Source organism: Blautia sp. MSJ-36 (genome assembly GCF_018917985.1).
In the GTDB taxonomy this organism is placed as follows: domain Bacteria; phylum Bacillota; class Clostridia; order Lachnospirales; family Lachnospiraceae; genus Blautia_A.
This window is the reverse complement of sequence record NZ_JAHLPQ010000011.1, coordinates 57,566-82,722: the sequence shown is the minus strand read 5'-3', so window position 1 is coordinate 82,722 and position 25,157 is coordinate 57,566. Positions and strand designations below refer to the sequence as shown.

15 protein-coding genes are annotated in these 25,157 nt (G+C 44.4%); 12 read left to right on the top strand and 3 right to left on the bottom strand.

The window, feature by feature from the left end:
* Nucleotides 1-6: 6 nt before the first annotated feature.
* From KQI39_RS09780 to KQI39_RS09760, 5 genes are all read left to right on the top strand, one after another.
* Nucleotides 7-1,518, top strand: coding sequence for a sugar ABC transporter ATP-binding protein (locus KQI39_RS09780; RefSeq protein ID WP_059086071.1), 1,512 nt, complete (start codon nt 7-9; stop codon nt 1,516-1,518).
* An 11-nt stretch (nt 1,519-1,529) separates the two neighbouring features.
* Nucleotides 1,530-2,507, top strand: coding sequence for an ABC transporter permease (locus KQI39_RS09775; RefSeq protein ID WP_118061946.1), 978 nt, complete (start codon nt 1,530-1,532; stop codon nt 2,505-2,507).
* Nucleotides 2,508-2,656: 149 nt separating this feature from the next.
* Nucleotides 2,657-3,826 carry a substrate-binding domain-containing protein gene (locus KQI39_RS09770; RefSeq protein ID WP_148444944.1) on the top strand — a complete coding sequence of 390 codons (1,170 nt, stop codon included), beginning with the start codon at nt 2,657-2,659 and terminating at the stop codon, nt 3,824-3,826.
* Between the two features lie 265 nt (nt 3,827-4,091).
* Complete coding sequence (gene rhaB / locus KQI39_RS09765) at nt 4,092-5,495, top strand: rhamnulokinase (RefSeq protein WP_216418100.1); 1,404 nt, start codon at nt 4,092-4,094, stop codon at nt 5,493-5,495.
* Between the two features lie 24 nt (nt 5,496-5,519).
* The gene (locus KQI39_RS09760; RefSeq protein WP_216418098.1) at nt 5,520-6,938 is read left to right on the top strand and encodes an arabinose isomerase; all 1,419 of its coding nucleotides are present in this window, start codon (nt 5,520-5,522) and stop codon (nt 6,936-6,938) included.
* 110 nt (nt 6,939-7,048) lie between these two features.
* Here the strand turns inward: KQI39_RS09760 and KQI39_RS09755 are convergent, their stop codons facing one another.
* Genes KQI39_RS09755 through KQI39_RS09745 form a run of 3 tightly spaced genes read right to left on the bottom strand, consistent with a single transcriptional unit; the run spans nt 7,049 to nt 10,839 of the window.
* Nucleotides 7,049-7,432, bottom strand: coding sequence for a DUF3783 domain-containing protein (locus KQI39_RS09755; RefSeq protein WP_148444941.1), 384 nt, complete (start codon nt 7,430-7,432; stop codon nt 7,049-7,051).
* Nucleotides 7,433-7,453: 21 nt separating this feature from the next.
* Complete coding sequence (locus KQI39_RS09750) at nt 7,454-9,277, bottom strand: sensor histidine kinase (RefSeq protein ID WP_216418096.1); 1,824 nt, start codon at nt 9,275-9,277, stop codon at nt 7,454-7,456.
* Entirely contained in the window at nt 9,274-10,839 is a 1,566-nt protein-coding gene (locus KQI39_RS09745; RefSeq protein ID WP_118061941.1) for a response regulator transcription factor, read from the bottom strand. The genes KQI39_RS09750 and KQI39_RS09745 overlap by 4 nt, the downstream gene beginning before the upstream one ends.
* 264 nt (nt 10,840-11,103) lie before the next feature.
* On the opposite strand from KQI39_RS09745, the gene KQI39_RS09740 reads away from it, so the two are divergent.
* From KQI39_RS09740 to KQI39_RS09715, 7 genes are all read left to right on the top strand, one after another.
* On the top strand, nt 11,104-12,609 hold the full coding sequence (locus tag KQI39_RS09740) for a sugar ABC transporter ATP-binding protein (protein ID WP_148444938.1): 1,506 nt from the start codon (nt 11,104-11,106) through the stop codon (nt 12,607-12,609).
* Nucleotides 12,609-13,601, top strand: a complete 993-nt coding sequence (locus KQI39_RS09735) for an ABC transporter permease (RefSeq protein WP_174095557.1) — start codon at nt 12,609-12,611, stop codon at nt 13,599-13,601. Before KQI39_RS09740 ends, KQI39_RS09735 begins: the two co-directional genes overlap by 1 nt.
* 3 nt (nt 13,602-13,604) lie before the next feature.
* A complete protein-coding gene (locus tag KQI39_RS09730) occupies nt 13,605-14,612 on the top strand; it encodes an ABC transporter permease (RefSeq protein WP_216418094.1) in 1,008 nt (335 codons plus the stop codon).
* Between the two features lie 167 nt (nt 14,613-14,779).
* On the top strand, nt 14,780-15,847 hold the full coding sequence (locus KQI39_RS09725) for a substrate-binding domain-containing protein (protein WP_216418092.1): 1,068 nt from the start codon (nt 14,780-14,782) through the stop codon (nt 15,845-15,847).
* A 232-nt stretch (nt 15,848-16,079) separates the two neighbouring features.
* Nucleotides 16,080-16,211 (top strand): hypothetical protein, encoded by a 132-nt coding sequence (locus KQI39_RS17570; RefSeq protein WP_256442549.1) that lies wholly within the window; start codon nt 16,080-16,082, stop codon nt 16,209-16,211.
* The gene (locus tag KQI39_RS09720) at nt 16,208-17,947 is read left to right on the top strand and encodes a class I adenylate-forming enzyme family protein (protein ID WP_173761840.1); all 1,740 of its coding nucleotides are present in this window, start codon (nt 16,208-16,210) and stop codon (nt 17,945-17,947) included. The genes KQI39_RS17570 and KQI39_RS09720 overlap by 4 nt, the downstream gene beginning before the upstream one ends.
* A 71-nt stretch (nt 17,948-18,018) precedes the next feature.
* Nucleotides 18,019-25,125 (top strand): Cna B-type domain-containing protein, encoded by a 7,107-nt coding sequence (locus KQI39_RS09715; RefSeq protein WP_216418090.1) that lies wholly within the window; start codon nt 18,019-18,021, stop codon nt 25,123-25,125.
* Nucleotides 25,126-25,157: the final 32 nt, after the last annotated feature.

Below are 25,157 nucleotides of genomic sequence, written 5' to 3'. Positions count from 1 at the left end.
GCGACAATGGGTGAAGTTATTTTAACTATGAAGGACATTGATAAGTCCTTTCCTGGAGTTCATGCTCTGGATCACGTTAATTTCGAAGTAAAACGCGGCGAAGTACATGCACTTATGGGAGAAAACGGTGCCGGTAAATCAACACTGATGAAGGTTCTTACCGGTATTTATCAGAAGGATTCAGGTTCCATCGTTTACAAAGGACAGGAAACAGAATTCCACAATACACGTGAGGCACAGGATGCCGGCGTTGTAATCGTACATCAGGAGCTGAACATGGTAGGTGATCTTACCGTTGCTCAGAACATCTTCATCGGACGTGAGCCGAAAAAAGGTTTCCGCATTGATGACAAAAAGATGATCGAGGATTCAAAGAAGCTTTTCCAGGATCTGAACATTGAGATCAATCCGAAGGAAAAGATGAAAAACCTGACAGTCGGAAAACAGCAGATGTGTGAGATCGCAAAAGCAATCTCTCATAAAGCTGAGGTCATCATCTTCGATGAGCCTTCCGCAGCACTTACCGAGAAAGAGATCGCGGATCTGTTTGAGATCATCCGTGACCTTCGTAAGAAAAATCTTGGTATCGTGTATATCTCACACCGTATGGATGAGATCAAAACGATCACAGACCGTGTAACAGTCATGCGAGATGGTGGTTACGTAGGAACCCTCATCACAAAAGACAGTACAAAAGAAGATATCATCAACATGATGGTTGGTCGTGTTATTTATGAGGATCCGAAGCAGGAGAGTGCAGTTCCGGCAGATGCACCGGTAGTTCTGAAGGTTGAGCATCTGAACGCAGGCAAGATGGTTCAGGATGTAAGCTTTGAGCTGAGAAAAGGCGAGATCCTTGGCTTCTCAGGACTGATGGGTGCAGGACGTACCGAAACAGCCAGAGCACTGTTCGGAGCAGATCCGAAGCAGAGTGGTAAAATCTCCGTTATGGGTAAAGACGGTCAGCTTCATGAGGTGACCATCAACAGCCCGCAGGATGCTGTTAAATGTGGTATCGGTTATCTGTCAGAGGACAGAAGAAGATACGGTGTTGTTGTACAGAAATCTGTAACAGAGAACACAACACTTGCTACAATGGAGAACTTTACAAACGGTCTCTTCATTAATAAAGCAAAAGAAAAAGAAGTTACTGAGAAATATGTAAAAGAGCTTGCAACAAAGACACCTACAACAGATCAGCTGGTAGTAAACCTTTCCGGTGGTAACCAGCAGAAGGTTGTTATTGCAAAATGGCTGACACGAGACAGCGATATCCTTATTTTCGATGAGCCGACAAGAGGTATCGATGTTGGTGCCAAGAACGAAATCTACAAATTAATGAACAGACTGGCAGCAGAAGGAAAATCCATTATCATGATTTCTTCTGAGATGACGGAAGTTCTCCGAATGAGTGACCGTATCATCATCATGTGTGAGGGTAAAGTTACCGGATGTATTGATATCTCCGAGGCAACCCAGGAAAACATCATGGACAAGGCCACACGGAATATCGATTAAGGAGGAAAGTCATGACTAAGAAGAAAAAAAGTATTTTAAGTGATCAGAGATTTATTGTTTTGCTCGTTATCATTGTCCTGTGTGCAATATTCTCAGGCTTGAGTAAAGAATTCAGACAGTACACCACGATCCTGAGTATGCTGGATTTCTCATATTACGATCTTCTTATGGCGATCGGAGTTACATTCCCGCTTATCACTGGTGGTGTTGACCTGTCAATCGGAACTGGTATGGTAGCATACGCACTGATCGCCGGAACACTGATCAGAAACAACAATTGCCCGGTAGCTCTGGCAATGCTGATCTGTATTGTTCTTGGTATCGCAGTCGGTGCACTGAACGGTGTACTGATCGGTGTTATGAACCTGCCGCCATTCCTGGCAACACTTTGTACCTGTATGATTACCCGTGGTGCTGGATCTCTTTGCAGTGCGACACCTTGGCCGGGACTTACACAGCCGGGCGGATGGTTCCATACCATCTTCAAGGTAACAGTTGGTACAGGAAGAAGCGCTTCCCGTTATCCACTTGGTTTCCTCTGGATGATCATCCTGGTACTGGTTATGGAGTACATCCTGAACCACACAAAATTCGGTCGTTACACAATTGCAATCGGTTCCAACAAAGAGGCAGCAGCCCTTTCCGGAATCAATACAAAGTTCTATCACGTAATGGTATACGTTGTCTGCGGTCTGTTTACAGGTCTTGCAGCAATCGCATACGCAGCAGTAACACCTACTGTACAGCCTGGTACTGGTGCCGGACTTGAGATGGATGCTATCGGTGGTGTATTCGTTGGTGGTGTAGCAGCTACCGGTGGATATGGTTCCGTAATCGGTACATTCGTTGGTATCTTCGTCATCATGCTTCTGAAAACAGGTCTTCCATACATCGGCCTGCAGGCAAACTGGCAGCAGATCATCACCGGTATCGTTCTGATCGTAGCCGTTCTGATCGATATCCTGAAAGAGAAAAAAGCAGCACACTAATATTAAGAAGTGTGGTACAATAAGCAAGGGTGCTGTTCACAGAGAAATGTGAACAGTATCCGATAATCAAAGATGTGAAACGCCAAGGGGTAGCAATGGCGTATGAACATAAAAAAACTATATAATATATTTTAAGGAGGAAATATTATATGAAAGCAAAAAAGGTTATGGCATTAATGCTCTGTGCAGCAATGGTAACAAGCATGAGCGCAACAGCAGCTTTTGCAGCTGAGGAGAAAGAAGATGCAGCAACAGAGGAATCCGCAGATTCCACAGCAGCTGAGGATCCTACCGCACAGTTCGACGGACTGAAAGCAAACGAAGCTTATGAGTTCCCGATGATGGTTAAATCTTTCCAGTCCACATACTGGGATGCAGCTCAGGAAGGTATGAAAAAAGCATCTGAGGAGCTGGGCGTTACTTATAAACCACAGGGACCGAACAGTGAGTCCGATATCGCTGACCAGGTTAACATGATCAACACAGCTATCGCTTCCAATCCTGTTGGATTAGGACTTGCAGCTTGTGATACATCTTCCGTTACAGATGCACTTAAGACATGTGCAGAAAAAGGAATCCCGGTTGTAACATTCGATACAGGTATCGCTGATGCTCCAGAGGGATCTGTAGTATGCGAGGTTTGTACAGACAACGCACAGGCTGGTGCAGTAGCAGCTGAGAATATGTACAACAGCATTAAAGACGTTGTTAAAGATGCTGAGGGACAGGTTGTAATCGGTGAGGTTAACCAGGATGCAACAGCTCAGAACATCCAGCAGCGTGGTACAGGATTCATCAACAAGATGATCGAGCTTCTTCAGGCTGATGGAAAGACAGTTGCAGTAAGCGGCAACGAGTTCTATGTAAACGCAGCAGAGGGTGCTGACGCAGACGCTAAAGACGCTGACGTTGTTATCCAGGTAGCTGTTCCGGCACAGACAACTGTAGAGCTCTGCTCCACAGAGGCACAGGCAATCCTTTCCCAGGAGAACTGTATCGCAGTATTCGGTTCTAACCAGGTTTCCGCAGAGGGTGTTCTTGCAGCAAATGCTAACCTTAACGTTCTTGGTTCTGACCCGGCAAACGGTGATGTAGTTGGTGTTGGTTTCGATGCTGGTTCTATCATCAAAGCAGCTGTTAAAGATGGCACATTCATCGGTGCTGTTACACAGTCTCCTCTTATGATGGGATACTATGCAATCTACGCTCTGACAGCAGCAGCAAACGGCCAGGAGCTTCAGGATGTTCCTACAGACGGTTACTGGTATGATGCAACAAATATGGAAGACGAGGATATCGCTCCTAACCTTTATGACTAATCATATAATCGATTAGATCGTGAAGTTGTAATGAACGCGGATTGCGTTCACGAACGTAAAAATAAGAGATCCGCTGGCTGATTCAGTCAGCGGATTTTTTAAACAAATAATGCAGTAGTTCATAAATAATCGCTGTATTATTTGCAAATAAAGACACTTTTTTTGACAAAAGAGGTTCTTATCACCGGAAGGATCCTGATGTATGATAAATACAACATCAGATATGAAAGTGATCAGAAGCTTACATATTGAGGAGGATTTAAAAATGGCAACATATTATTTAGCAGTAGATATCGGAGCATCCAGTGGACGTCACATTCTGGGACATATGGAAAACGGAAAAATGATCCTGGAAGAAATCTATCGTTTTGAGAACGGTATGGTTAAGAAAGACGGAGAACTCTGCTGGGAGTTTGACCGCCTTTTCAACGAGATCGTAAACGGTCTTAAGAAATGTAAAGAGATCGGCAAGATCCCGGTAAGCATGGGGGTTGATACCTGGGGTGTTGACTTTGTGCTTCTTGACAAGAACGACAAGGTTCTTGGCAATACAGTAGGCTACCGTGATCATCGTACAGAGGGAATGGACGAGGAAGTTTACAAGACAATTTCCCTGAAAGATCTGTATGCAAGAACCGGTATCCAGAAAGCAATCTTCAACACTGTATATCAGCTGATGGCAGTTAAGAAGAAACATCCGGAGTATCTGGAGCAGGCGGAGACACTTCTCCATGTACCGGATTACTTCCATTTCCTTCTTACAGGAGAGAAGACCTGCGAATATACAGAGGCAACAACAGGACAGCTTGTATGCCCGACAACAAAAGACTGGGATTATGAGCTGATCGACATGCTGGGATATCCGAAAAAGATCTTCCAGAAGCTGATCATGCCTGGTACAAGCATCGGACATTTAACAGACGCAGTAAAAGAAGCAGTTGGCTTTGATCTTGAGGTTGTAGCACCGGCTACCCACGATACAGGATCTGCAGTACTTGCTGTTCCTGCAAATGACGACGATTTCATCTACATCAGCTCCGGAACATGGTCTCTGATGGGAATCGAGAGAGTAGAGGCAGACTGCTCAGAGAAGAGCTGTGAGATGAACTTCACAAACGAGGGTGGATACGCAGGACGTTTCCGTTACCTGAAGAACATCATGGGTCTCTGGATGATCCAGTCTGTACGTCATGAATTTGATGACGCATACAGCTTTGCTCAGATCTGTGAGATGGCTGAGGAAGCAAAAGATTTCCCGTCAAGAGTAGATGCAAACGATGAGTGCTTCCTTTCTCCTGAGAATATGACAAAAGAGGTTCAGGACTACTGCCGCAGAACAGGACAGAAGGTTCCGGAAACTCTTGGTGAGATCGCAACCGTTATCTACACAAGTCTTGCAGAGTGCTATGCAAAGATAGCCAAAGAACTTGAGGAGATGACAGGAAGAACCTACAGCCGCATCCATATCGTAGGCGGTGGTTCCAATGCAGGATACTTAAATGAGCTGACTGCAAAAGCTACAAAGAAAGAAATCCATGCAGGCCCTGGTGAGGCTACTGCAATCGGTAATATCACAGCACAGATGCTGAAAGCCGAGGAGTTTAAAACGATCGAGGAGGCTCGTACAACCATCCATGAGTCCTTCGGTATCAAAATATACAAAGCATAAATAAAAATAATTGGAGGTTTTATTATGTTAGTTAACACAAAGGCAAAAGTTGGTGTATTTTCAATTGCTTTAGGCGCATATCTTCCGCAGTTCCCGTCACTGGTGCCGGAATTTGAGGCACAGTACGACGCGTTCAAGAAAACGATCCCGGATACAGTAGAGATCGTTGACGGCGGAATGGTGACAACAAAAGAGCAGGCAATGGTGGCAGGAGATAAATTCCGTGCAGCAGATGTTGATCTTGTATTTCTTCAGATGCTGACCTATGCAACATCCTACAACATGCTTCCTGCAATCCGTGATCTTGATGTTCCGGTCGTTCTTGTGAACGTTCAGAAATTGAAAGCGCTGGATTATGAGCACACTGACATTGCCTCCTGGCTGGGTGAAGGCTATGCATGCGGTGCTGTAGGCGAGGCAGTTGCTGACCTTGAGAGAGCAGGCAAGAGACATGCGGTTATCACAGGCGTTGTAGAAGGCGGAGATCCGGCAGTTCAGGCTGAGATCGAAGACTGGTGCAAGGCTGCTCAGGTAAGAAGAAGATTCCGTGAAACTAACATTGCACAGATCGGAAGACCATACCCGGGTATGATGGATCTGTATATTGATGAGACAAACCTCTATAACAGAATGTTCCTCTACACAAAACAGTTTGACTGGGAGAAGATGTGGGCGATCGCTGATGATATCACAGACGAGGAAGCAATCCGTGTAAAGGCACAGGATATCCTTGATACATTCGATATTGAGGGCGGCGGCACGATCGAGAAAGTATGGGATATGGCTAAATACGTTGTTGCTTTTGAGAAATGGGTAAAAGACGAGCATCTTGGAATGATCGCTTCCCATTACGACGGATTTGCACAGGGTAAAGCGGGTGTCCTTGACAGTATGCTGATCCCGGCATTCTCCATGCTGATCAAACAGGGTACTGCATGTGCGGTAGAGGGTGACATGAAGGTTGCCATGGCAATGAGTATCTTAAAGACAATTTCCGGTACAGGTCAGCTTTCTGAGATGTACTCCATCGACTTCAACGATGATATCTGTATTATCGGACATTCCGGAAGTGGAGATGCTGACATCTCCGACAAGAAACCAACCATGAAAATCGTGCCGGTATTCCACGGCAAAACAGGCGGCGGATACCTGACACAGTTTTATCCATACACAGGCCCTGTAACCTACCTTGCGATCACTCAGGATAAAGACGGAAACTTCAAATTCGTTGTAGCTGAGGGCGTAAACGAGGAGGGACCGATCCTTTCCTTCGGTGATACAAACATGAGAACACGCTTCACATGCGGAGCAAGAGAGTTCGTTAACCGCTGGAGCGAGGCTGGCCCGACACATCATATGGCAGCTGCTACAGGAAGACACATCGATACAATCCTGAAAGTTGCAAAAATCTTCAACGTACCGGTAGATATCGTAACAAGATAATTATCAGTACCATAAAAAACGATAAATTCTTTCTTATAACCAACCTAAAACATATTCAAAAAAAGGAGACTGCAAATGCGGTCTCCTTTCCTTTTTTGATGGAAAATTTCTTATTTCTTATGCATCATTTTATGCTCTTTTGTAAGTTCGTCATGGAGCTGAATGGAAGACCAGTGCTGGGTCACAGGGGTGAGCATGGCTTTTAACGAAACCGAAGGAATCGCTTCTTCCCGGAAAAAAGCCAGGAACGCATCCATCTGCTCACTGGAAAAATTGTTCAGCACCATCATCTCATCACTGAAATTTTTGCCCAGATTAAACTGTGTGGAGGGCTGAAATCCCGGAAGTTCAAAGAGATAACCCAGAGGATGCAGAAACTCCGGTGGGGTGACGATCCGCACGTTTACTTTCTGACGGTTCAGATAGCGGCGGATGATCCGGAGACGGTCCGGATCATTGAAATTATATAGAAGTACTGTTGGTTGTGTATTCATAAGTAGGATACCTCCTGTAAATTACTCTTCTCTGTGTGCTGGAAAACGGATCTCCACTTCTGTCCCTTCGCCGGGATTGCTGGAATAGATAAGCCCATAATCCTTTCCATAAAGGATCTGAAGGCGCCGGTGTGTATTGTAAACGGCAATGTTGGTACCGCCGGACTGGCTGTTTCCACTTCCGGAGAGAATTGTTGAAAGGATTTCAGGGGAAATCCCCACACCGTCATCGGAAATCAGAAGAACGATGTCTTTGTTTTCCATCCATCCGGTAATGACAATGGTTCCGGATTTTGACTCTTTTTCCAGGATTCCGTGGAGAATGGAATTTTCCACAACCGGCTGAAGAGTCAGTTTCGGAATCTGATATTCCGACAGCTCATCCGGAATATCCGTGATCAGTTCGATGCTGTCATGATAGCGCATATTCTGGAGCTGTACATAAATCGTCACATGTTCCAGTTCCCTTGCAATGGTAGAGATTCCTTTTTTCCGGCTTAACGTCAGTTTGTAAAAACGGGAAAGACTCTGTACCGCATGGCTGATTTCTTCCGTCTGTCCCTGCAGTGCCATCCAGTTGATCATATCCATGGTATTATAAAGAAAATGGGGATTGATCTGTGCCTGGAGGGAATTAAACTCCGCAATCCGGAGATCTTCTGCAGATTTTGCCTGCTTTTTCATCAGTTCATCCATTTTTCGGGTCATATAATTGTAGGTATCAATCAGATCACCGATCTCATCGTGGGCTTCCGGGCTTTCCATGGGAGTTGGTGGTCCGTGGCGTACGGTCTGCATCTGCCGGATCACAGAAGAAAGTCTTCCGGTGATGGAGTGTGCCAGTATATTGGCAAAAATAAGGGCCAGAACAAGAAAACCTGCGTAGAGCAGTGCAATCTGAAGCATCAGATGATTGCTTTCGTGGATCAGCGGCGGGGCAGGAAGAATTGTAACCATAAACCAGTCTGTATTGGAAATACTGTAAAAGCCGGCATAAACCTTAGTGTCCAGAATGTTTCGCTCAATAAAGTTGTTGGATGACATGAAGGAATCTTTGATGGTGTCGTAATCCAGCCGGTAGATTCCGGACAGTGATTGATCAGAAGTTGCAACGATGGCATCACGTTCATTTACAATATAGGACACGCTTCCCTCCAGAGAAAGATTGTCGGATAAAATATTGTTCAGCTTATCATCGGAAAAGTAAACAGCCAGATAAGCTTTGTAGGCGGTACTGTGGTAGTAAAGGCTCAGGGGACAGATATATGCCATATCTCCGTAATTCTGTTTTTCCTGAGAACCGAGATAGAAGGAAGGGCAGAACATTTCCTGCGGCTCCCGGTTTCCCTGGAAGATACCATACCAGTAAGTACCCTTTGCCTGACTTAAAGGTGCCAGGAGATCTTCTGTATTGGGATAGGCGTTCAGCGATTTCAGATCATCCGGGAAATCCACATAGATCCGCACATCGGTAACAATGGAATCCGTGGTCAGACGCTGAACGGCATTTTTGAAATCAATGGCATGATTGGATGTGGCAAGTTTTTCAGATGAATCGCTGACCGGCATGTAAAAAAGTTCCTGAAAAAAATTCTGGCCGGTGATATTCCGTGTAGTAGCCAGAATCGTATCCATGGTCCGCTCGATGAGAGGCGCAGTCTTTGCGGAGGCATCCTGTTCCTGCCGGATGGTATTGGACACGACCATATTGTACAGTCTTCCGTAAAAAAGAAATACGGTAAGAAATGCGGGAAGCACCACAATACTGATCAGCGCAATGGTGAATTTGGTCTGAAGGCTTAAGTTAAGATAGCCGTTTTTGAAACGGCGCCAGAAGTCCCTCATGACATTTTCTCCCGGTATTCGGACGGGGAGAAACCGGAGTATTTTTTGAAGCTTTTACCAAAGTAATTGCCGTCTGTATAACCTACTTTGGAAGAAATCTCAGAAATTTTGTATCTGGGATCAGAAAGCAGCTGTTTGGCTTTTTCCATGCGGTATTCCGTCAGATACTGATTGAGAGTCTGGCCAGTTTCACTTTTGAAAAAGGTGCATACGTAGGAAGCGGAAAGATATACATGGCTGCTGATATCCTTTACGGAAAGGGTATCATTCATGTAATTCCGGCTGATGTAATCCTTGATCATAAAGATGGTGGAATTTTCCGGCTGGGAATTCCTTGCATCTTCAAAATACTGAGCGGTTTTTTCTTTCAGAGATTCATGAAGCTCTTCGTAGGTAAAAGCATTGTTCAGGGTGTCCATGATCAGATCCTGTTTTTCGTGAAGCCCGGATTCTACCTGATTTTTTTTTCGGGAAGAGGAAAGCGCATTAAACAGCTGATAATAAAGATCACGGATCTGGTTGGGCATAAATGTGTGATTACAGCTGTAATACCGGAAAAGTTCCTCAAGAAACTGAACACAGTGTGTTTCCTCTCCGGCAAGGAGGTATTTGGAAAAAGTATTTTCCGGAGACTGCAGGGAATCCGGAACCGGTCCTTTTGGGGAAAGCTGTTTTATGGTGTTTTCTGTAAGAAATGTTTTTTCCGGAAAGAAAAAGCAATTCTGTAAAAGGATCACGGCGGAAGCGTAGGACTGATAAACTCTGGAAATATCAGTTACCGTATTGCCGGCAGCGATCAGATGTTTTCCACAGCAGTCATATTGCCTGGAAATATAGCTTCCTACGGCGGAAAGTGTAGTCGGGGAAGGCGCATTGCTTCCATATATATGGTGGACCAGATACTGTACTCTTTTTTCCACAAAGAGACATTTCAGGTGATAATGTTCCAGAAAACAGGAAATATCATTCAGGATATCTTCCAGAAAAATACCGGATGATTCTACTCCACTATTGAGTTTCACGATTATGGAAGTAAAATTCATGTCGGGATCAAGAAGCTCCGGCTGTCCGAGTTCCAGACAGAGATCTGCGATCTCACTGTTGTCGGAGGGCGGAAGGGTCAGTTTCTGTGCAAGCCGGGTGGCTGTTTCCTGAGAGTGCAGGGCTTCTCCACGGTGGGAACGAAGCTTCTGCCTGTAAAGAGACTGGGCCTCCAGCACTGCATCCCGTACTTCTTCGGGATGAAGGGGCTTTTCGATATAATTAACAGCTTTTAATTTAATGGCGGCTTTCAGGTATTCTTTATCTGAGTAGCCACTCATGAAGATAGGTACACAGTCCGGCAGAATCTTTTCCAGTCGTTCCAGCATGGCGATGCCGGTCATTCGTGGCATCCGCACATCACAGAGAATGATCTCGGGTTTATGAAGTCTGGCCATTTCCAGCCCGTTCACACCATCGTCAGCCTGAAGGATTTCGGTGATCCCCAGAGAATCCCAGTCGATAGATGAGATAAGTCCGGTACGTGTAAGTTCTTCGTCATCAACGATCAGTAATTTCATAGATAGTTCTCCAATTGGATATAGTTCATAGCCTTGTAAATCAGACATTTACGGTTCTGTTTATATTCACAGAAAACAGAAACGTCAGCGCTATCATTATAGCATAAAATATATAGAAATACGAGAATGCGGTATTGGTTTATGGGTAATATTTTACATAGAAAAGAAGAATATTTTACCCTTATCCAAAAATATTCCCATTATCAGCCAACAGGTGGGATGATAAAATAAAATCATATCAAAGGAAAGGGAGGAGAAAGAGCCGTGTCAGAATATGTTCTTGAATTAAAAGGTATTACGAAGATATTCCCCGGTGTCAAAGCTCTGAATAATGTACAGTTCCAGCTCAAACCTGGCGAAGTTCATGCGCTGATGGGTGAGAACGGTGCTGGTAAATCTACGTTTATCAAGGTTATTACCGGAGTACATAAAGCAGAAGAAGGTGAGATGTTCTTAAACGGACAGAAGGTTGACTTCAAAGGTCCGAAGGATGCCCAGGAAGCAGGTATCGCAGCCGTATATCAGCATCCGACATCATATCCGCACCTTACAGTTGCAGAAAATATTTTTATGGGTCATGAGATCATCAAACATCATATGATCCAGTGGAAAGAAATGAATCAGGAGGCGAACAAATACCTCAAAGAGCTGGATGCAGATTTCGATGCAACCGCTGAGATGGGTACCCTTTCTGTTGCACAGCAGCAGATGGTAGAGATTGCCAAGGCACTTTCCACAAATGCGAAGATCATCATTCTGGATGAGCCAACAGCAGCACTTACCAGAAACGAGTCCGAGAAGCTTTACACACTGGTTGACAAGCTGAAAGCAAATGGAGTTTCCATTATCTTTATTTCTCACCGTTTTGAGGATATGTACCGTCTGGCTTCCAGAGTTACCGTATTCCGTGATTCCCAGTACATTGGAACTTATGATGTAGACGGAATCACAAACGCAGATCTGATCAAAGCTATGGTAGGCCGTGAGATCAATGATCTGTTCCCGAAACCGGAAGTTGAGCTGGGAGATGAGATGCTCCGCATCGAACATTTTTCCAGAACAGGATTTTTCAAGGATGTTTCCTTTAATGTACGTGCAGGCGAGATCGTAGGTCTTACCGGTCTGGTTGGTGCAGGACGTACAGAGGTTGTGGAAGCTGTCTGCGGAATCACTCGTCCGGATGAAGGAAAAGTTTTCCTTGAGGGAAAAGAAGTTTACATCAAGACTCCTTCCGAGGCAATGGAAAAAGGTGTCATCCTTCTTCCTGAGGACAGACAGAAGGAAGGCCTGATTATGAGCTGGGGACTTGGAAGAAACGTAACACTTCCGATCATCAGCAAATATGCAAAATCCGGATTCAACGATGAGAAGGCAGAAAGAGAACTTTCCAAGAAACTTCTTGAGGAAGTTGATACCAAGGCGGTTGATATCTTCCAGCCGGCAAGCTCTCTGTCCGGTGGTAACCAGCAGAAAGTTGTAGTTGCCAAGGCACTTGCTCAGGAAATGAAAGTTGTTATCATGGATGAGCCGACCAAGGGTGTTGATGTTGGTGCAAAAGCTGAGATCTATGCGATCATGGGAGATCTTGCTAAAAAAGGATATGCTATCATCCTGATCTCTTCCGAGATGCCGGAGATCCTGGGTATGGCGGACCGTATCGTAGTTATGTGTAACGGCCGCAAGACTGGTGAACTGAGCAGAGATGAGGCAACACAGGAAGGAATCCTTGAGCTGTCCATGGAAAAGAGCACTGGAAAGGGGACTAAATAATGGAAAAGAAATCTGTCATCAAGAAGATTACAGGCTCCCGAGAGGCTCTGCTGGCAATTATCGTAATCGTGCTGTTTGCAGTTGTCACAGCGATCAGCCCGTCATTCCTTACGCCGAAGTCACTCATGGAGATGCTGAAAAATAATGCAGTAACAATGGTAATGTCACTTGGTATGTTATGTGTCATGCTGGTAGGCGGAATCGATATTTCCATCATGTCAACTCTGGCACTTTCCGGTATGTCCATCGGTATGCTCCTGAAATACGGACATATCACAAGTACATTACTTGCTTTCATCATTGCAATGGCAATCGGTATTGCCTGCGGACTTGTTGTAGGTCTTGTAATTTCAAGAGCAAACGTTCCGCCGATCATTGCAACCATGGGCTTTATGTACATCTACAGAGCAATGGGTTATCTTGTTTCTCACGGTGGTGAGTGGGCAAGTGCCGCAGCTCTTGGTGAGTTTAAGAATTTTGCAACAACCAATTTCCTTGGAATCAACAAGGTTATCTGGGTAATCATCGTATGCTATGTAGTATTCTTCTTCTTTATGAAATGGACAAGAACAGGACGAAGAATCTACGCAGTAGGAAGTAATGCAAGTGCAGCACAGGTTTCCGGTATCAATGCAAAGAATATCAACCTTCTTGTATATGTGATCATGGGATTCCTCGCAGGTCTTGGCGGAGCACTTCAGGTATCTGTTTATGCTTCTGCAATGCCGGATATGCAGTACGGCGGTGAGATGGATGTCATCGCAGCCTGCGTTATCGGTGGTGTAAGCATGAGCGGCGGACGTGGAACCGTAGTTGGTGCATTCCTTGGTTCCATCATCCTTGCAACCATCGCAAAAGCTCTTCCACTTGTAGGTATCAGTTCCCTGTGGCAGAACATGATCAAGGGTGTCATTATCCTGGTAGTAGTTGTGATCAATGTTGTCCTGCAGAGAATCGCAGACAAAAACGCATTAAAGGGAAGGGAGATGTAAATCATGGCTGGAAAATCTGGAAGAAGTATTAACAATGTGCCGGAAAATCCGATGAAACACATCATATTCAGTTGGGAAGGCATCCTGGTCATTCTCTTTATCCTGGTAAATATTTTCTGTGCATCATTTTCTGAATTTTATAACCTGAAGAGTGTTCTTCGTCAGATGCCGGTTTACCTTGCAGAGGTATTCATGATGTTCCCGATGGCGTACATCCTGGTATTAGGCGAGATTGATATTTCCGTTGGTGCGATCGTGTGTCTCTCCGCAACATTAAGCTGCATGGTCTGCAACACAAACGCTCCATTCATCGTAGTAGCAATTACAGCACTGGTTGTTGGCGGTCTCTGTGGTGCGGTTAACGGATTCATCCTTACCCGTTTCAAAGAGCTTCCTCCAATGATCGTAACACTGGCAACACAGATTATCTTCCGTGGTATTGCAGAGGTAACACTTGGTTCCGGCGGAAGTATTGCAGTTACAAATACAGATGGTTTCCGTGCCATCGGTGGAAAAGTCGGACAGGTTCCGTACATTCTTTTCCTGGTGCTGATCCTTGGTGTTCTCTTTGCAATCTTCCTTGGAAAGAGCACATTCGGACGTCGTACCTACGCAATCGGAACAAACCGTGTGGCAGCTTATTATGCAGGAGTTCATGTAGAGAAGATTCGTTTCATTATCTACACAGTTATGGGACTCATGTCTGGACTTTGTGCACTGTTCCTGGTATCATCTTCTTATGGTGCCAACACAACAACCGGTAACGGATTCGAGATGGATGCTATCGCAATGGCAGTATTCGGAGGCATCTCCTCCACAGGTGGTAAAGGTAACCTGGCCGGCGGTATCATTTCCGCATTCATCATCGTATGCTTACGAGTTGGCCTTGGACAGAGAAACGTAAATGCACAGGTAATCCTTCTCATCATCGGTGTACTTCTGGTAGCAGCAGTAGCTCTTCCGAACATCATCGGCGATGTAAAAAAAGCAGTCGCAATGAAGAAAAACTAAATATCACTTTTTGAACGCAGGTCGCGAAACGACTGCGTTCATGAGCAAGTAGCGAAGCGGATTGCGAATATCCGCTTTACACCCCATATGATTGTTAGCTGTCTCCATCGGTGTAGCGGAGGCAGCAGCATATAAAAAAAATTATATTTTTATAGGGAGGAACAAAAATGAAAAAAAAGGTAATTAGCGCAATCCTTTGTGGAGCAATGGTTCTTGGTACAGTTAGTCCGGTTCTTGCAGCAGATGACAAAAAAGACGATACTAAGACAGAAGCAGCAGCTGGCGATTCCGCAAAAGGCAAGAAGATCGCTCTGGTTGGTAAAGCAGCCGGCAACGCATTCTTCGAGATCGCAGCAGAAGCTTTCAAATCAACAGTAGAGGCTGAAGGTGGCACAGTAGAGACTGTTTATCCTGAGACAGCTACTGCTGATGCACAGATCAAGGTTCTTGATAACCTGATTTCCCAGGATTTCGATGCAATCTGTATTTCCGCAAACGATGTTAACGCTCTTCAGGCTAAACTTGAGGAAGCTATGGATGCAGGAATCAAAGTATCTTCCTTCGACTCCGCACCGAACAAAGACAGCCGTGAGATTTTCGTAAACCAGGCTGGTACAAAAGAAGTTGCTCAGGCACTTATGGATGCAGTTCTTGATATTTCCGGTGGTGAGGGACAGTTCGCTATCCTTTCCGCTACATCTCAGTCCGCTAACCAGAATGCATGGATCGACGCAATGAAGACCATCATGGAAGGCGACGACAAATACAGCAAACTTGAGCTTGTAGACGTTGTATATGGTGATGATGAGCCACAGAAATCTACAGACCAGACAGCAGCTCTTCTTCAGAACTACAAAGATCTGAAAGTTATCTGTGCACCGACAACTGTTGGTATCGCAGCAGCTGCTAAATACCTTCAGGATAACGGATCTGAGTGCAAACTGACAGGTCTTGGACTTCCGTCTGAGATGCAGGAGTACACAGGTGATGATGCAGATCATTCCTGCCCATACTTCTATCTGTGGGATATGCAGGGCCTTGGAAAACTCAGCGCTTACACAACAATCGCTCTGATCAACGGTGACATCACAGGTGCCAAAGATGACAAGTTCACAGCTGGCGACCTTGGTGACTACACAATCACAGACGCTGATGACGGCGGTACAGAAGTTGTACTTGGCGCACCTCTGAAATTCGATACAAGCAACATCGAAGAGATGGCTAAACTGTACTAATCAGAAATCTGATTAACGGATTGACATTTTTATATGATAAAGTCCTTTTAAAAAGAGGTTGCTGTACTGTTCTGACGGTATGGCAGCCTCTTTTACTGATACTTGTCAGAGGAATCCAAAGGTGACAGAAAAAGAGACAGGAATAGCAGAAAAGACCTGCTTCAGATGGGTTTACAGATAAAATTGGTTATGGTAAAATATAACAGAATATACAATACGGAGGAGATTTGCCATGAAACAGTCAGATTCATGCAAAATCTATAATAAACTCTGTAATAACAGCCGCAGTGATAACAGATTTCTGACCGGGGCTGTTTTTGTATTATCCAAAAGTATTGAACTTAAGAAGGAGATGAAAAAATGAATTGTGAAAAAGCACCTACAGGAAAACCAAGCGAAGATCGTCGTTGGATGCAGTATTATCCGGAAATGATGCTCAAAATGATTCAGAAACCAGAGTGTACCTTATGGGAATACCTGGAACAGCATTGTCCTGGACCAGATGTGGTGGCAATCCATTATTATGGAGAAGATATCACCTGGAAAACTGTTTTCGAGGAATCCGAAAAATGTGCGAGATCATTGAGGGCGATGGGATTTGGCGAGGGAGATCAGATTCCTGTATTTTTCAGATTGGTTCCAAACTTTGTATTCCTTTTACTGGCAGCAGAAAAAATCGGTGCTTCTCTGTTATGCAGAGATAACACACTTCTGGAAAACGTTGAGGCAGTCAGCAAAGCCGATGCAAAAGCAATTTTTGCACACGATTTCCTTGCACCGAAGGAACTGAGAACTTATTGTGAGGGAGCAGGCGTAAAGAAAGTAATTCTTCTGAATCCGATGTACTATGGAGATGAGAGTACACTTCCGGATTACATAAAAGAATCTCTGGATGAAAATTATCCGCGGGTAACGGCATCCGGAGAGAATACCATGACCTGGGATGAATTCCTCTCCATCGGTAATTATTACGTAGGAAAAGTAGAAGCGGAAAAAGATCTCAACAGACCGCTGTTCCGTGCTTACACAAGTGGTTCCACAGGCCCATCCAAACAGGTTATTCACTGTGCGAATAGTATGCTCGGTACTGTATGCCAGATGAATTTCTATGGTGGATCCGATGATGTCCGTCCAACCTGGATGGTAACCTGTCTGCCACCTGCACTGGTAGCCGTTGTTGTTTCCATGGTACTGCTTCCATTATCCTCAAATAAACTTCTGATTATGGATCCGTTTGTTGATCCGGAGGATGTAGACCTCGAGATGATGCGTTACAAACCAAACGGCTGGCCGATGATTCCGATGTTTATTGAAGCGGTTATGCGTAATGGCCGTGTTCCGGAGGATTACGACATGTCCCATCTTCTGGCAGCAGGAGCCGGATGTGAGGCAGTAAACAACAACCAGCTTGACCGTGTACAGGAATTTCTTCATAAACATAACTGTAATGTACGTTTTACAGTAGGATACGGAAGCAGCGAAGGTGGTTCCAACCTGACCTTCCAGATGGCTCCGAAATCTGTTCATAACGGAAATGTGGGAATCCCGATGCCGCTGAACGACATGGGCGTTTTCAAACCTGGAACACAGGAAGAACTTGGATATAACGAGATGGGCGAGATCTGTACTGTAGGTCCTGGAAATATGCTTGGTTATGACAGAAGAAGTGCCACAGCAAAAACACTCCAGAGACATGCGGACGGCAAGATCTGGCTTCATACCGGAGATATTGGTTATGTAGATGAGGATGGCGTTTTCTACGTACTGAACCGTGGTGCCGCATTCCGTTACGGTGGTGGTGAGCTTGCAGTACTTCCTATGGAGAACCGCCTTGCAGATGCCAAGATCAAAGGAATTAAAGATGAATTTTTCGTACTGATCGAGGATGAAGATCATGACGGATACTTTGTTCCATACCTCTATGTTGTTCTGGAGGACGGATACAAAGTTGATGATATCATTAAAGACGTACAGTCTTGTCTGGAACCATACATGTTTCCAGTTGAAATACTGGCAATTGATGAGAGACCTTTCTTCCACTTTAAGACAAATCGTATTGAGTTGTCCAAAGAGCTGAAGAAAAAGAATCACGATTGCTGAAAACCTGGTACTGTAAAAACAGTAAAAACCAGATGAAGCTGTAAAACAAAAAAAGAAAGAAGGAGAGAAAAATGAGTACAAAATTACACTCAGGTCTGAAGCGTACTCTTGCATGGTTATTGACAGCTGCAATGCTTGCACAGGGATGCTTCGTTGTATCTGCGGATGATTTTTCAAGCGAGCCGGCGGCAGCGCAGGAAACTCAGGCAGATACACAGTCTGATGCGGAAGCAGTTGATTTTGACACAGATGCTGTTGAAACAACAGAATCATCAGACGATGTTACGTCAGAGGAAGATGAAATTGCTGCCCCAGACGTACAGCAGGATGCTGATGTGGAAGATATTTCACAGGAGACAGACAGCGAGGAGTTAACAGCTCCGGAACAGACCACAGATGACAGTGCAGTTGCTGAGCAGGACGCATTTGATGACGGCAGCGCAGTTGCGGCATTTTCTGATGGTACAGATGCACAGGATGACGCAGACAATGCAAATCATGAATCAGGTTATATTGATATTGCTGATGGTCAACAGTACAGTTATACTCGCGTTTATCAGCAGACCGATACTAAGCGCAGCATTCGATATCTGCTCGGATGCTATCCTGCAAATAACAGTGAGATTACAATGAATCTGAAAGACCAGAGATATGCTATCTGGCACAGAGTTGCCTATACAGACTCAACATATGTTGCTAATCCGTGGGATGTAAGATCAATAGACTGGGATAATGGAGCCACCTCAGCCAGTAGTAAGTATGGCTCTTATGTTAACTGGACAAGTAGTGATCCTGACACAGTACAGGTAACCAAGGATGGTACAAATGGTTGTAAGGTGAAGCTTACCGCTTTAAAGGAAACTACAGAACCGGTAACAATTAGAGCAACCTGGGAGGATACAAAATACAAAACAGGTACGGTTACTAATACTTTTAAGGTTAATGTAAAGCCTGAACGTAAAATTGTAAATGCTGGTGATGAGTTTGAAATGGAAGCTTCTATCAGCTCTCCAAGTGGTAAGTATTATAGCGGTAAGAGAGAGTATGATTTGACAAAGTTCTGGCCGGTAGGTAACGTAGGAGGTTCCAGTTCCAATGGATATGTGCCGGAGGCGGATTTCGCCAGGGATGAGAATGGAAACGCTAAAGTTACAGGTGCAGGATTCCAGAAAGCTTCTCTGAAGTATGTCAAATGGCGTTCAGAGGGAACTATCCTCCATCGTTATATCATAGACTTCGATGAGATGGCCAATGATCTGACTAATCCAGAAAACAAGAAAAATAAGAAACCGGGTGATTATACTTCTATATTCAGAATTGAGTCAGATACAGAGTCCTTATACCAGCCGATGGTATCTCCGGCAGACGGCATTTATCTCAGAGGTGATGTCGGAGCTGACACGGATGTAGAAATGATCGATGGCAATGTAGTATTTAAGAGGGTTATGCCGAACTCTTCTATTTACGTATATGCTTATGGCGTAAAAGACGGACAGAAGATTAAAGTTAAAGATATTACCTGGGAATCTAGTGATCCATCTGTCGTAAGAGTATATAATACTAATTCAGATATTCAGATTCAGTTAAGAAGTGACAAGGTTGGCGGAGCTGTTATTACAGGTACTTATCAGCCAAAAGATGGAGAGGGAAATCCGGTCGGTGATCCGCTGACTATGAGTTTCCGTGTTTTTGTTAAAGGTTTCTATATTACAGAGCCGGTCGGAAGTGACGGAACAACAAAAACTATTGAATTATCTCTGGATGAAGAAGACAAGAAGCAATCAAAAGCAATTGATTTCAAAGTAATTGATGGTCATGGTGAAACCGGTGAGGCAGTTGATACAGCGGGAGTCTCCTGGAGTACCGACAAGCCAACGGTTGCAGTTGTAGATTCCGATGGCAAGGTAACAGCGAGAGCAGCTGGAGAAGCTACCATAACAGCATCATATGGAAGCTCTGAGGATACAGTCAAGGTCATTGTTAAAGGATCAGGAAGCCTTGCTTTTGATGCTGCAGAATATAACATTAAGAAAAACGGAACTGCTACGATCAAAGCGACTGCAAAATCCAACGATTCTACTGTAAGAAATCCTGAAATCACATGGTCAGTTGACGATGACAAGATTGCAACTGTAAATGGCGGTAAGATTACAGGTGTCAGTGAAGGTACAACAACAGTAAGAGCATCCTGGACAGCTGCCAATGGCAAGACCTATAAACAGAGTGCAACAGTAAACGTTGTATACGATGGTCTGTATTTATCTGACAGACAGAATGAAGTAACTCTGGCACAGGGAAGTACACAGGAAATCGTATGGCAGCTCCTGAATATGGGCGAATATTCTAAGGGATCCACCGGAGAGGGATATAATGAGTCTTCAGATGTAACCTGGAAGTCAGCTGACGAAGCTGTTGCAACAGTAGATTCTGTTGGTGTTATCACTGCGAAGGATCTTCCAGAAGGTCAGACAACAGCGAGCACAACTGTTACAGTAAGCTACAACGGAACAAAAGTAAAAGATATTAAAGTAAATGTAACCGAAAACCAGAAAGTTGTTGTAAAAGGTGAAGCTGTAGAAATTACCGGAACTAAGGGTGAAACCAAAACCAACAATGCCGGTGAAGATATTACAGATACCTGGAAGATCGGTTATTTTGAAAACGGTCATGGAAGTCTGAATGCCCAGTTTTATGGTAACGGTATTTATAATATTGATATTGTAAAGCAGGCAGGAGAAAAAGTAAGCGTTACAGGAAAGACTCCATACAGTGGATATATTTATTTGAGCCATAAATATTATGTACCGATGGAAACTGGACAGCTTTATGGTGTATGGCAGAGTATCGCCATTAAGGTTAATGGTGAAGCAGGACTGTATCTGAACAAAAACTCCTTATCTATGAAGATGGGAGAATCCGGTACAGCAACAATCCTGGGTACCTTTATTAAGGAAGATGGAACAGAACTGGAACGAAAGTTCTGGGCAGATAAGAGTAATCCGAAGCTTTCAAAACTTGAGATGGTTGAAGGCGATACAAATATCGTTACAGCAAAAGCAGATCCGGAAGATGGAAGAATGCTGCATCTTACAGCTGTTTCTCCTGGAAAGACTACGATCACAATCAAATGTTATCCGTTTGATCCTACAGCTACCTGTGAGGTAGAAGTAACATCTGACGCAAGACTGGTTCTTACTCCGGCAGATAAGCTGAGAGTAGTACAGGGCGATACAAATACAATTGAAGCGAAAGCATGGGATGGAACTCAGTATGTTGAGAATCCGGAAATCACATGGGAGAGCTACAATACTGGCATTGCAACTGTAGATAAAGGTGTAGTTACAGGTGTTAAAAAAGGTAACGTCGGTGTAGTTGCAAAATGGAATAATGTTACATCCGACCCGGTACAGGTTACCGTAGTTCCAAGTAGAACACTTAATGTAACAACTACATGGGATGATGACAACAACCGTGATAACAAACGTCCGGAAAAAACAACACTTCAGCTGACAACAACAGATGGAGAAAAAGTTGGTGATCCGGTAGAACTCAACGCAGAGAATGAGTGGAAATATACATGGAAGAATCTGGCATCCGAGGATGAAGACGGACAGCATATTTCCTATCTCGTAACAGCTGTTGAAGATGACACACTGACAGCAAACAACTATACAGCAGAAGTAACAAGAAGCTCTTCTGATGATGAATTTGTTGTTACTTACAAACACGAAATCGAAAAAACAGGTATCACCGCAAACGTAACATGGGATGATGCAGACAACCAGGATGGAATCCGTCCGAAGGAAGTAACCTTACAGCTCAAAGCTGACGGCGAAGCAGTTGGAGATGCCATCACTGTAAAAGCAGACAGCAATGGTAACTGGACAAAGACCTGGTCAAACCTTCCGGTAAATAAAGCTGGTGCAGTTGGTCAGGCAATTGTGTACACTGTAGAAGAATCCGGACTTCCGGACGGATACGCATCTGCAGTAGTAACTGATGAAGAAACAGGAGCTATCACAGTTAAGAACTCCCACACACCGGCAGTAAAAGATCTCACAGTATCCGCAAAATGGGATGACGCAGAGAACCAGGATGGTGTTCGTCCGGCATCTGTTGACGCAGTTCTTTACGCAGGTGACACAGCAACAGACAAGACAGTAACTCTTACAGCAGAAGAGAACTGGACAGCAACCATCAAAGACATGCCTGTATACGCAGCAGGTAAAGTCGGCGAGGCAGTGAACTATTCTCTGAAAGCTGCAAAAGAAGTAGAAGATTATACAAGCGCAACAGACGGACTTACTCTTACATTTACCCATAAGGCAGCCGTTACAGCAGTAACCGCAACCATCACATGGGATGATGCAGAGAACCAGGATGGAATCCGTCCGGATTCTGTAACACTTCAGCTGAAAGCAGACGGTGAGGCAGTTGGATCCAGAATCACAGTTGATGGAACAAACGACAAGTGGACCAAGACATGGGATAACCTTCCGGTTAACAAAGCTGGTAAGAAGGTTACTTACACAGTAGAGCAGACCGGTCTTCGTTCCGAGTACACTCAGGCAACAGCCGGAGACGCAGCAACAGGCTTCACAATCACAAACAGCTACACACCAAAGGGTGTTGATATCGCTGTATCTGCAAACTGGGATGACCAGGACAACCAGGATGGAATCCGTCCGGAGGCTGTAGAGGCTGAACTTTATGCAGACAACGTATCTACAAACAAAAAGGTACGCCTTACAGCAGATACTGACTGGAAGGCAACCTTTGAGAAACTTGCAGTAAACAAAAACGGTAAACCAATCAACTACACACTTCAGGCAACCAAAGTTGAAGGATATGATCTGACAACAGAGGGAAGCGGAGCAGACGGCCTTGTTCTGAAATATACACACAAGGTAAAAGCAGTCGATGTAACAGCAACTGTAAAATGGGCAGATGGTGAGAACCAGGATGGAATCCGTCCGAATACTGTAACCTTACAGCTGAAAGCAGATGGCGAGAATGTTGGCGATGCAATTGTTGTTAATGCAAACAGCAACTGGACCAAGACATGGAGCGGACTTGCTGAGTACAAAGCTGGTAAGAAAGTTGTTTATACCGTTGAGGCACCTGGAATCAGATCTGAGTATACAGTAGAGATTACCGGAGATGCAGCAACCGGATTTACAGTTACAGCAACTCATGTACCTGAAGAAGCAGAAGTAAAAGCATCTGTTGTATGGGATGATGCAGAGAACCAGGATGGAATTCGTCCGGAGGCTGTAGAGGCAGAGATCTATGCAGGAGATGTATCCAACAGTAAGAAAGTAAGACTTACTGCAGATAACAACTGGACAGCTTCCTTCGGTAAAATGGAACTGAAGAAAGACGGCCAGGAAATCAAGTACACTCTGGTAGGAACCAAAGCAGATGGATATACTTACACATGCACCGGAAGCGGAGCAGCAGGACTTGTTCTGACATACACTCACAAACCGGAAGTGGTAAGCGTTTCCGTAAACACAACATGGAATGACAAGAACAATCAGGATAATCAGCGTCCGAAAGCTTACAGTGTCCAGCTGAAAGCAGACGGTGAGGCTGTTGGCGATGAGATTACTCTGAGCAGCAACAACAGCTTTGCAAAAGTATGGAAGGATCTTCCGAAATACAAAGCAGGCAAAGTTGGCGTAACAGTTAAATATGAGGTCGCAGTAACAGATCTTGATTCTGAATATGAGACAAGAACAGAAGCTGATGGCAACACATTTAATGTGATCAATACTTACATCCCGGGAACAGTTCAGATCCCGGTAAGCGTAAAATGGGATGATGCAAACAACCAGGATGGCAAACGTCTTGATTCTGTAGAAGCAGAGCTTTATGCAGAAGGACAGGCAACAGGAAACAAAGTAACCTTAGATGAGAAGAACAGCTGGAAAGCTTCCTTCAAAAAGGTTGATGTCAAGAAAGACGGAAAGAGAATCAACTATACCGTTAAGACAACCGAAAACAAAGATTACACCATTACAACAACAGGTAATGTCCTGGATGATAATGGAGTTGTAGTTACTTACAAACATGTACCGGAGACAGTAAATGTATCCATCAAGAGTGCATGGAATGACGCAAACAACCAGGATGGAATCCGTCCGGCAACCATCAGCGTACAGCTTATGAAAGATGATAAAGAAGAGGGAGATAACATCAACCTGAAGATTGATTCTTTCAAGACATGGAATAATCTTCCGAAGTACGCAAACGGAAAAGAAATCAAATATGCGGTTGCAATTTCCGATGTATCCGGTTATACTAAGAAAGTGACTGGAAGCGTTGCAGACGGCTATGTTGCAGCATTTACACACAGTGTTTACAAGACATCTGTAGTCGTACAGAACACATGGAGTGACCTGGACAATGCCCTTCTCACCCGTCCTTCCAGCTTAACCGTTCAGATCTATGCAAATGGTAAAGCAACCAGCAAGAAAGTAGTACTGAACAGTGCAAACAAGTGGAAAGCAACTGTATCAGGACTTAACAAGAATTCAGCAGGCAAGAAGATTGCCTACTCTGCAAAACTCGTTAAGACACCGACTGGTTACAAGGTAACAATTGGCAGCATCAGTTCCAAGGGCACAATTGCCATCAAGAATACATACACCAAGTTTACCAAGAAACTTACAGTTAAGATTTCCCCGACTAAAGTTACCTACAACGGAAAGACACGGAAACCTGCTGTGAAGTCTGTATACTATGGAAAGACTAAACTCAGCTCCAGCTACTATACAGTAAGCTTCAAGAACAACAAGAATCCGGGAATCGGTTCCGTAATTGTAAAAGGTAAAGGCAAATATGCTAAATATGCAGGTTCTGCAACATTCAGCATTCTGCCAAAAGCTCCGACAGGTTTAACTGCCAAGAGTACAGCCAAGAAACAGGCTACAGTAACTTGGAAGGGAAGCACAGGAGCAACAGGATATCAGATTATGATCAGTCAGAAGAGTGATTTCAGAAAAGGTACAACAAGAACCTTCACAATTAGAGATTCTAAGAGAAGAAGCGGTGTACCGAAACCGATGACCAGTGGAAGGACTTATTATATCCGTATCCGTAGCTACAAAACGACATCTGATGGCAAGACAGTATATTCCGCATGGAGTAAGAGCACTAAAACAAAAATTAAATAAGTAATTATTTATTTTAGCGGATGGAGCGCAAG